This window comes from Pseudomonas arsenicoxydans, from assembly GCF_900103875.1.
Classification (GTDB): domain Bacteria; phylum Pseudomonadota; class Gammaproteobacteria; order Pseudomonadales; family Pseudomonadaceae; genus Aquipseudomonas; species Aquipseudomonas arsenicoxydans.
The window spans coordinates 1,689,761-1,699,632 of sequence record NZ_LT629705.1 but is presented as its reverse complement, the minus strand read 5'-3'; the positions used below and the strand labels follow the sequence as shown (position 1 = coordinate 1,699,632).

The following is a 9,872-nucleotide window of genomic DNA, read 5'->3' as shown; positions in this document are numbered from 1 at the left end:
CTGGTTTACTACCCGGTACTTGGCCTAGACTGATTTGTATCAGCTAAGCCCCGCGTCCCGCTTTGATTTAAGGCCTCTTGCATGTCCGATCCTCGTTATCAGGTCGACGTCAGCGTCGTCACCCGCTATCTGGCGGAACAATCGCAACCCGAACACAACCGCTTTGCCTTCGCTTACACCATCACCGTGCACAACAATGGCGAGCTACCGGCCAAACTGTTGTCACGGCACTGGGTGATTACCGACGGTGACGGACATGTGGAGGAGGTTCGCGGTGCCGGCGTCGTGGGCTTGCAACCCTTGATCCAGTCCGGTGAAGTACACACCTACAGCAGTGGCACCGTGATGACCACCAAGGTCGGTACGATGCAAGGCACCTACCAGATGCTTGCCGATGACGGTAAGCATTTCGATGCTGTCATTGCGCCCTTCCGGCTGGCGGTGCCCGGAGCCTTGCACTGATGGCGACGTATGCGGTCGGCGATTTGCAAGGCTGCCTTGAAGCCCTGCAATGCCTGCTCAAAAAAGTAGCCTTCGACCCGACAAAAGATCGTCTGTGGCTGGTGGGAGATCTGGTCAACCGTGGTCCGCAGTCGCTGGCCACCTTGCGCTTCCTCTATAGCATCCGCGAATCGCTGGTGTGTGTGCTCGGCAACCATGACCTGCACTTGTTGGCCGCCGGGAAAAATATCGAACGCCTGAAGAAATCCGACACCCTTCGCGAGATTATTGAAGCCCCCGATTGCGCCGAACTGTTGGAATGGCTGCGTCAGCAAAAGCTCATGCACTACGACGAGCAACGTAACGTCGTGCTGGTGCATGCCGGTATTCCACCGCAATGGTCGCTGCGCAAAGCCCTCAAGTGCGCCGCCGAGGTCGAGACGGCCCTGCGCGACGATAATCTGCTGCCACCCTACCTCGAGGGTATGTACGGCAATGATCCGGCGAAATGGGACAGCGACCTCAAAGGTGTCACGCGCCTTCGGGTGATCACCAACTATTTCACCCGCATGCGTTTCTGTACCGCCGAAGGCAAGCTGGACCTCAAGACCAAGGAAGGCGTGGACACTGCGCCCCCGGGTTACAAACCCTGGTTCCAGCACAAGGAACGCAAGACCAAGGGCGTGAAAATCATTTTCGGGCACTGGGCCGCGCTTGAGGGCCAGTGCAACGAACCGGGCGTCTCAGCCCTCGACACAGGTTGCGTCTGGGGCGGGGCCCTGACCCTGATGGATGTCGACAGCGGGGAACGCCTGTCCTGCAAATGCGACGAGCATGGCCATGCCGCCGAGCCACCAGTCGCCCCACGAACCAGCGAACAAACGCCAGCCAGCGCACAGCGCTAGACTGCGCTTTCAGCCGAGCCACAGGAGCCCGCCATGAGCGAATTCAAACGTATTCCCCCGGAACAGGCCCAAGCCCTGCGCGAACAAGGCGCAGTGGTGGTCGATGTCCGTGACCCGCAAACCTATGCCGCGTTGCATATCGCAGGCTCGAAGCATCTGGACAATCATTCTCTGCACGCCTTTATTCAGGCTGCCGATCTGGATGCACCAACTGTAGTGGTTTGCTACCACGGTAACTCCAGCCAAGGCGCCGCCGCTTACCTGATCAGTCAGGGCTTCTCCGACGTCTACAGCATGGATGGCGGTTTTGAACTGTGGCGTACGACTTATCCTTCGGAAACGGCGCAAGGCACTTCCGAATAATTTTTTTGTAACGCGCGAGCCCCGGCCCCCGTGGGTTAGCGCGGTGGCAGACGAACGGTCTGCCACAACTAATTACGCATCTTGCCTTTACCTCACGAATTCCCAACTATCCTTAAGCGCAGGCCATCCAAAACAGGGGAGAGCCGGTACACCGGCGCGCGGGTCATCGGGAGTAGCTTTCGGGATAGTAAGCTCCGAAAGAGTTCTGGGGGGTAAACAGCGACTGCATATCCGGTTGCTGCCAGCATCGACTGAATGATCCGGCGTCGGCTCCACGTATCGAGCGAGGTGACGTCATGAGTATCTTTAGCCACTTCCAACAACGATTCGAGTCCACACGCCAGGAAGAACTCACGCTGCAAGAGTATCTTGAACTGTGCAAACAGGACCGCAGCGCCTACGCCTCCGCCGCCGAGCGTCTATTGCTGGCCATCGGAGAACCGGAGCTGCTCGACACCTCGACCAACTCGAGACTGTCGCGAATCTTCTCCAACAAGGTAATCCGCCGCTATCCGGCCTTTGAAGACTTCCACGGGATGGAAGAATGCATTGACCAGATCGTGTCGTATTTCCGCCATGCGGCTCAGGGACTGGAAGAGAAGAAACAAATCCTCTATCTCCTCGGCCCCGTCGGTGGCGGTAAATCGTCCCTGGCCGAGAAGCTGAAACAGCTGATCGAGAAAGTGCCCTTCTACGCGATCAAGGGCTCGCCGGTATTCGAGTCGCCTCTGGGTCTGTTCAACGCCACCGAAGATGGCGCGATCCTCGAGGAAGATTTCGGCATTCCACGGCGCTACCTCAACACCATCATGTCGCCATGGGCGACCAAGCGCCTGGCCGAATTCGGCGGTGACATCAGCCAGTTCCGCGTGGTGAAGCTCTATCCGTCGATCCTCAATCAGATCGCGGTGGCCAAAACCGAGCCGGGAGACGAAAACAACCAGGACATCTCGGCACTGGTGGGCAAGGTCGACATCCGCAAACTGGAGGAATACCCACAGAACGACGCCGACGCTTACAGCTACTCGGGCGCGCTGTGCCGGGCCAACCAGGGCCTGATGGAATTCGTCGAAATGTTCAAGGCGCCGATCAAGGTGCTGCACCCATTGCTGACCGCCACTCAGGAAGGCAACTACAACAGTACCGAAGGCCTCGGGGCAATTCCGTTCACCGGGATCCTGCTCGCGCACTCCAACGAATCAGAATGGCACACCTTCCGTAACAACAAGAACAACGAAGCCTTCATAGACCGGATCTACATCGTCAAAGTACCGTACTGCCTGCGGGTCAGCGATGAAGTGAAGATCTACGACAAGCTGCTGTTCAACAGCTCCCTGGCCAAGGCTCATTGCGCGCCCGACACCCTGAAAATGCTCGCCCAGTTCACCGTGCTCTCGCGCCTCAAGGAGCCGGAAAACTCCAACATCTACTCCAAGATGCGGGTATATGACGGCGAGAACCTCAAAGACACCGATCCGAAAGCCAAGTCGATCCAGGAATACCGCGACAACGCCGGTGTAGACGAGGGCATGAACGGTCTGTCGACCCGGTTCGCGTTCAAGATCCTGTCCAAGGTGTTCAACTTTGACCCGCACGAAATCGCCGCAAACCCGGTGCATTTGCTCTATGTGCTGGAACAACAGATCGAACAGGAACAATTCCAGGCCGAGACTCGCGAACGGTATCTGCGCTTCCTCAAGGAATACCTGGCACCGCGTTATATCGAATTCATCGGCAAGGAGATCCAGACCGCCTACCTCGAGTCTTACAGCGAGTACGGTCAGAACATCTTCGATCGCTACGTGCTGTACGCCGACTTCTGGATTCAGGATCAGGAATACCGCGATCCGGAGACCGGCGAGATTCTCAACCGTGTCGCCCTGAACGAAGAGCTGGAGAAAATCGAAAAACCGGCTGGCATCAGCAATCCGAAGGATTTCCGCAACGAAATCGTCAACTTCGTATTGCGCGCGCGGGCCAACAACAATGGCAAGAACCCGACCTGGCTCAGCTACGAAAAACTGCGGGTGGTCATCGAGAAGAAAATGTTCTCCAACACCGAGGACCTCCTGCCGGTCATCAGCTTCAATGCCAAGGCCAGCAAAGAGGACCAGCAGAAGCACAACGACTTCGTCACACGGATGGTCGAGCGGGGTTACACCGACAAACAGGTACGGCTGCTGTCCGAGTGGTACTTGCGGGTCAGAAAATCACAGTAACCCGCTGCCGGTCAGACCGGTTGTCGTCAGCCAGAGACCTGTGTGCGCTTTTTCTGTTACACAGGCCTCTGGAAGGTGTTCGAAAGTCGGTAGCGAGTTCAGGCAGCATCCAAAGCGTTTGGGGGAGCGTTCAGTATCCCTTGGCTCTCGGTCCGATGCTGCATCACCGCTCGCCCCTTTCAGGACAGCTTCTAAGGAGCAGTCATGAGCTATGTGATCGACCGACGTCTCAATGGCAAGAACAAGAGCACGGTGAACCGCCAGCGGTTTCTGCGGCGTTACCGTGATCACATCAAAAAGGCTGTCGAAGAGGCCGTCAGCCGGCGTTCCATTACCGATATGGAGCACGGCGAGCAAATCAGCATTCCCGGACGTGATATCGACGAGCCGGTGCTTCACCATGGCCGTGGTGGCAAGCAGACCGTCGTGCACCCCGGCAACAAAGAGTTCACCAGCGGCGAGCACATTGCCCGTCCACCCGGAGGAGGCGGCGGCAGAGGCCCCGGCAAGGCCGGCAACTCGGGCGAAGGGATGGACGAGTTTGTCTTCCAGATCACCCAGGAGGAATTCCTCGAGTTCATGTTCGAGGACCTTGAGCTGCCGAATCTGGTCAAGCGCAACCTGACCGGCACCGACACCTTCAAGACCGTACGCGCGGGTATCAGCAACGAGGGTAACCCGTCGCGCATCAACATCATCCGCACCCTGCGTTCGGCCCATGCCCGGCGTATTGCCCTGTCTGGCAGCAGCCGGGCGAAATTGCGCGAAGCCAAAGAGGAACTGTTGCGGCTCAAACGCGATGAACCGGACAACTTTGGCGATATTCAGGAAATCGAAGCGGAAATCGAAAAACTCAGTGCACGTATCCATCGCGTACCGTTTCTCGACACCTTTGACCTCAAGTACAACCTGCTGATCAAGCAGCCGAACCCGAGCTCCAAGGCCGTGATGTTCTGCCTGATGGACGTGTCTGGCTCCATGACTCAGGCGACCAAGGACATCGCCAAGCGCTTCTTCATCCTGCTGTACCTGTTTCTCAAGCGTAACTACGACAAGATCGACGTCGTGTTCATCCGCCACCACACCAGCGCCCGCGAAGTGGATGAGGAAGAGTTCTTCTACTCCCGGGAAACCGGCGGCACCATCGTCTCCAGCGCCCTGAAACTGATGCAGGAGATCATGGCCGAACGCTATCCGAGCAATGAGTGGAACATCTATGCCGCTCAAGCATCCGACGGCGATAACTGGAACGACGACTCGCCGATCTGCCGCGACATCCTGATCAACCAGATCATGCCGTTCGTGCAGTACTACACTTACGTTGAGATTACTCCGCGCGAACACCAGGCGTTGTGGTTCGAGTACGAGCGCATCGCCGAAGCCTTCTCTGACACTTTTGCCCAACAGCAACTGGTCTCGGCCGGGGATATCTATCCGGTCTTTCGTGAACTCTTCCAGCGCAGGTTAGTGACATGACCGCCAAAGAGCAGAAGCGCCAACCCATTTCCACCGGCTCCGAATGGACGTTCGAGCTGATCCAGGCCTACGACAAGGAAATCAGTCGCCTGGCGGCTCGCTACGCACTCGATACCTACCCCAACCAGATTGAGGTGATTACCGCCGAGCAAATGATGGACGCCTACGCCTCCGTCGGTATGCCGCTGGGTTATCACCATTGGTCCTACGGCAAGCACTTTCTCAGCACCGAGAAATCCTACAGCCGCGGGCAGATGGGACTGGCCTATGAGATCGTGATCAACTCCGACCCGTGCATCGCCTATTTGATGGAAGAAAACACCATCTGCATGCAGGCACTGGTCGTCGCCCACGCCTGCTACGGGCACAACAGCTTTTTCAAAGGCAATTACCTGTTCCGCACCTGGACCGATGCCAGTTCGATCATCGATTACCTGGTCTTCGCCAAGCAGTACATCATGCAGTGCGAAGAACGCCACGGCATCGACGCGGTGGAGGATCTCCTCGATTCCTGCCATGCGCTGATGAACTACGGGGTCGACCGCTATAAACGTCCATATCCGATTTCGGCGGAAGAGGAACGTCGTCGCCAGAAAGATCGGGAAGAGCATTTGCAGAAGCAGATCAACGATCTGTGGCGCACCATTCCTAAAGGCGCGGACAAGTACAGTGACAAGGACAATGCACGCTTCCCTGCCGAACCTCAGGAAAACATCCTGTACTTCATCGAAAAACACGCGCCGTTGCTTGAGCCCTGGCAGCGGGAGATCGTGCGGATCGTGCGCAAGATTGCCCAATATTTCTACCCACAACGCCAGACCCAGGTGATGAACGAGGGCTGGGCTACGTTCTGGCACTACACCCTGATGAACGACCTGTATGACGAAGGACTGGTGACTGACGGCTTCATGATGGAGTTTCTGACTTCCCACACCAGTGTGGTCTATCAACCCGGCTTCGACAGCCCCTACTACAACGGCATCAACCCCTACACCCTGGGCTTCGCCATGTACCGGGACATCCGCCGCATGTGTGAAAACCCTACCGAGGAGGACTACCGCTGGTTCCCGGAAATAGCGGGCACCGACTGGCTATCGAGCATCAAGTTCGCGATGAGCAGCTTCAAGGACGAGAGCTTTATCCTGCAATACCTGTCACCGAAGGTGATTCGTGACCTGAAACTGTTCAGCATTCTCGATGACGATCAAAAGGACGACTTGCTGGTTCCGGCCATTCACGATGAGGGTGGCTATCGCATCATCCGCGAAACCCTGGCCGCACAGTATAACCTTGGTAACCGCGAGCCCAACGTACAGATCTACAGCATCGACCGGCGTGGTGATCGCTCGCTGACCCTGCGCCACCAGCAACACGACCGCAAACCGCTGGGCGAGTCCACCGAGGAAGTGCTCAAGCATCTCCATCGGCTATGGGGTTTTGATATTCACCTGGAAACCCTGCAAGGGGATCAGGTGATGAAAACCCATCATGTTCCCCCCAGAAGCGAGCACGGCGAGGGCGATTACGGCCGGCTGGACTTGGCGGTCATTCACCTTTAAGCGTCTTTGTGCCTCCGGAAGCTCGATGCAACGGTTATTCTGTCGAGCTAACGGAGGTTTTTTATGCGGATTTATAAAGTCGGCGGTGCAGTACGCGATCGCCTGCTGGGCAAGCCTGTCACCGATATCGACTGGGTCGTGGTCGGCGCCACCACTGAAGAAATGCTCGCCAAGGGCTATCGCCCGGTAGGCGCGGATTTCCCGGTCTTTCTTCACCCCAAAAGCGGTGAGGAATACGCCCTCGCCCGCACCGAACGCAAAAGCGGTCGCGGTTATGGCGGTTTCACCTTTCACGCCAGCCCCGAAGTCACCCTCGAAGAGGACCTGATCCGTCGCGACCTGACAATCAACGCCATGGCCGAAGACGATCAACAGAATCTGACTGACCCCTACCACGGCCAGCGTGATCTCGAGGCGCGCATACTTCGCCACGTTTCTCCCGCGTTCGCAGAAGATCCACTCAGGGTCTTGCGCGTTGCCCGCTTCGCCGCTCGCTATTGCGGCATGGGATTTACCGTCGCACCTGAAACCCTGGAGCTGATGCGCCAACTTAGCCAGTCCGGCGAACTGCAAGCCTTGACCGCCGAACGCAGCTGGAAAGAAATCTCCCGAGCATTGATGGAAGACCAGCCTCAGGTATTTATCGAGGTGCTGCGTGAATGTGGCGCGCTCAAGGTACTGATGCCGGAAGTCGACGCCCTGTTCGGCGTGCCGCAGCCCGAAGCCCATCACCCGGAAATCGATACCGGCGTGCACACCCTGAGCGTGCTTGAACAAGCGGCGCTGCACAAACAACCGCTGACCGTGCGCTGGGCGTGCCTGCTGCATGATCTGGGCAAAGGATTGACGCCCGAAGAAGAATGGCCTCGTCACATTGCCCACGAACACACAGGCCTGAAGCTGATCAAAGCGGTCAATGAACGCTTCAAGGCACCCAAGGATTGTCAGGAACTGGCATTGCTGGTGGGCCAATATCACACCCATGGCCATCGCGCTCTGGAGCTGAAGCCTTCGACCTTGCTGGAGTTGTTGCAGAGTTTTGACGTTTACCGTCGCCCCCAGCGATTTGAAGAGTTTATTGCGGCGTGCGAAATGGATGCGCGTGGGCGCAAAGGGCTGGAGCAGCGAAGTTATCCACAGGCGGATTACTTGCGCGGCGCAGCGATTGCCGCCCGCAGCGTGGCGGTTCAGCCGTTGCTTGAGAAGGGATTTAAAGGGCCGGAGCTGGGAGAGGCGATCAAACGTGAACGGCTCAAGACGCTGAAAGCCTACAAAGAGGCGGCGTCCGCCTGAAAGCATCGCGAGCAAGCCCGCGCCCCACAGACTCGATGTAAATCCCTGTGGGAGCGGGCTTGCCCGCGATTGCGTCAGTCAGATCCCAGTAGATTCGCAGGGGTCAACTGTTGGCCGCGCCACTCGAACGCCACCGGCGCCAGCACCTGATCAATCTGCGCTTCGCGCCACAACGCCGCAAAGCTTTTACCTACGCCTGGATGGACGCGATCCGGCGCAATCAGCGACAACGGCCACAGCACAAAGGCGTTTTTCAGAATCTCTGCCCGCGGCAAGGTCAGCCCATCGAAATTGCCTACAAGATCGCCGAACAGCAGCACGTCGATGTCCAGCGGCAAACCCTTGCGATCAGGGGCATAACGACCGTTATCCGCCTCGATGAACTTCAAGCGGCGATCCAGCTCCATCAACGGTAGATCGGTGTAAGCCGAGACGACGAAATTGAAAAACGGTCCGCTCTTGATCCCCACCGGCTGGCTTTCGAACACCGCCGAGCAGCGTATATCCACCAAAAAAGCCGACAAGGCTTCCAGGCCTGCCTGCAAATGGGTTTCGCGCTCGATATTGCTACCGAGCCCTAGGTACACCTGAGTCAGCGACATCCGCGCTCGATCTCCACGCCCACACCACCGGTGGCCGCCGGGACAGCGCCTGGCTTGGTCAGTCTGAGGCGCATCCAGGTGATCTTGAATTCGCTCATCAACACTTCCACCAGACGTTCGGCGAAGGTTTCGACCAACTGGAACTGTGCCTGCTCGGCAAAGGCCTGGATGCGCGACGAAACGCTCGCGTAATCGAGTGCCAGGGTCAGGTCATCACCGGCGGCGGCCGGGCGATTGTCCCAGGCGAAACTCAGATCAAGTCGCAAGCACTGTCGGATGCCTCGTTCCCAGTCATAGGCACCAATCACGGTGTCGACTTCCAGGCCCTCGATAAACACTCTGTCCAAGCACTTTTCTCCGCTGCACGACAAGGGCGCAATGCGCCGTTAGAATCAGGGCGTCCTCGCCCGGAATAGTTAGCATGTTTTGGTTATTGGCGACCCTCGCCTACCTGCTCGGCTCGCTGTCCTTCGCCATTTTGCTCAGCCGCCTGACCGGTAACCCCGATCCGCGAATGAGTGGCTCGGGCAATGCCGGCGCCACCAATATGTTGCGCCTGGCCGGCAAAAAACTCGCCGTCCTGACTTTACTCGGCGACCTGTTCAAAGGCCTTTTGCCGGTGCTGATCGCAGGTCTTGCCGGGCTTTCGCTGCAGGAGCAGGCCTGGATCGGCATCTGCGCCGTCATCGGCCACCTGTTTCCACTGTACTTCCGCTTTCGCGGTGGCAAGGGTGTCGCCACCGCGGCCGGCATGTTGCTGGGACTCTACCCGCCCGCGGCCCTGCTGGCGGTCTGTGCCTGGATGCTGACGTTCTACCTGACCCGCACCAGCTCATTGGCCGCGTTGATCGCAACGCCACTGACCCTGCCGCTGCTGGCCTGGCAGGAACCCGCAGCCCTGTTGCCCATGAGCGCACTTACAGGGCTGATTGTATGGCGCCATCGCGGCAATCTACGCGACCTGTTTGCCGGGCGCGAACGGCATTTTTGAATCCGGCACGCGAGTGCCGCTCA

Annotated in this window: 10 protein-coding genes; 8 read left to right on the top strand and 2 right to left on the bottom strand. The window is 57.9% G+C overall.

Going from position 1 to position 9,872, the window contains the following annotated elements; translation table 11 throughout:
• Positions 1–81: 81 nt before the first annotated feature.
• The 7 genes from apaG (at position 82) to BLQ41_RS07655 (ending at position 8,256) form a co-directional block, all read left to right on the top strand.
• Complete coding sequence (gene apaG / locus BLQ41_RS07685) at positions 82–462, top strand: Co2+/Mg2+ efflux protein ApaG (RefSeq protein WP_090179104.1); 381 nt, start codon at positions 82–84, stop codon at positions 460–462.
• Positions 462–1,346 carry a symmetrical bis(5'-nucleosyl)-tetraphosphatase gene (locus BLQ41_RS07680; RefSeq protein ID WP_090179100.1) on the top strand — a complete coding sequence of 295 codons (885 nt, stop codon included), beginning with the start codon at positions 462–464 and terminating at the stop codon, positions 1,344–1,346. Before apaG ends, BLQ41_RS07680 begins: the two co-directional genes overlap by 1 nt.
• 33 nt (positions 1,347–1,379) lie before the next feature.
• A complete protein-coding gene (glpE, locus tag BLQ41_RS07675; protein WP_090179096.1) occupies positions 1,380–1,709 on the top strand; it encodes a thiosulfate sulfurtransferase GlpE in 330 nt (109 codons plus the stop codon).
• 296 nt (positions 1,710–2,005) lie between these two features.
• Positions 2,006–3,928 (top strand): PrkA family serine protein kinase, encoded by a 1,923-nt coding sequence (locus BLQ41_RS07670; RefSeq protein WP_084318392.1) that lies wholly within the window; start codon positions 2,006–2,008, stop codon positions 3,926–3,928.
• A 204-nt stretch (positions 3,929–4,132) separates the two neighbouring features.
• Positions 4,133–5,404, top strand: coding sequence for a YeaH/YhbH family protein (locus tag BLQ41_RS07665; protein WP_010467159.1), 1,272 nt, complete (start codon positions 4,133–4,135; stop codon positions 5,402–5,404).
• On the top strand, positions 5,401–6,963 hold the full coding sequence (locus BLQ41_RS07660) for a SpoVR family protein (protein ID WP_090179091.1): 1,563 nt from the start codon (positions 5,401–5,403) through the stop codon (positions 6,961–6,963). Before BLQ41_RS07665 ends, BLQ41_RS07660 begins: the two co-directional genes overlap by 4 nt.
• A 63-nt stretch (positions 6,964–7,026) precedes the next feature.
• Positions 7,027–8,256: a multifunctional CCA addition/repair protein gene (locus tag BLQ41_RS07655; protein ID WP_090179089.1), complete on the top strand. Its 1,230-nt coding sequence runs from the start codon at positions 7,027–7,029 to the stop codon at positions 8,254–8,256.
• Positions 8,257–8,330: 74 nt separating this feature from the next.
• Here BLQ41_RS07655 and folK read toward each other — a convergent pair whose 3' ends face one another.
• Together folK and folB are read right to left on the bottom strand one after the other, a co-directional pair.
• Positions 8,331–8,858: a 2-amino-4-hydroxy-6-hydroxymethyldihydropteridine diphosphokinase gene (gene folK / locus BLQ41_RS07650; RefSeq protein WP_090179086.1), complete on the bottom strand. Its 528-nt coding sequence runs from the start codon at positions 8,856–8,858 to the stop codon at positions 8,331–8,333.
• Positions 8,849–9,205 carry a dihydroneopterin aldolase gene (gene folB / locus BLQ41_RS07645; protein WP_090179084.1) on the bottom strand — a complete coding sequence of 119 codons (357 nt, stop codon included), beginning with the start codon at positions 9,203–9,205 and terminating at the stop codon, positions 8,849–8,851. The genes folK and folB overlap by 10 nt, the downstream gene beginning before the upstream one ends.
• A gap of 74 nt (positions 9,206–9,279) precedes the next feature.
• Here folB and plsY point away from each other — a divergent pair, with 74 nt between their 5' ends.
• On the top strand, positions 9,280–9,849 hold the full coding sequence (gene plsY, locus BLQ41_RS07640; protein WP_090179081.1) for a glycerol-3-phosphate 1-O-acyltransferase PlsY: 570 nt from the start codon (positions 9,280–9,282) through the stop codon (positions 9,847–9,849).
• Positions 9,850–9,872 lie beyond the last annotated feature (23 nt).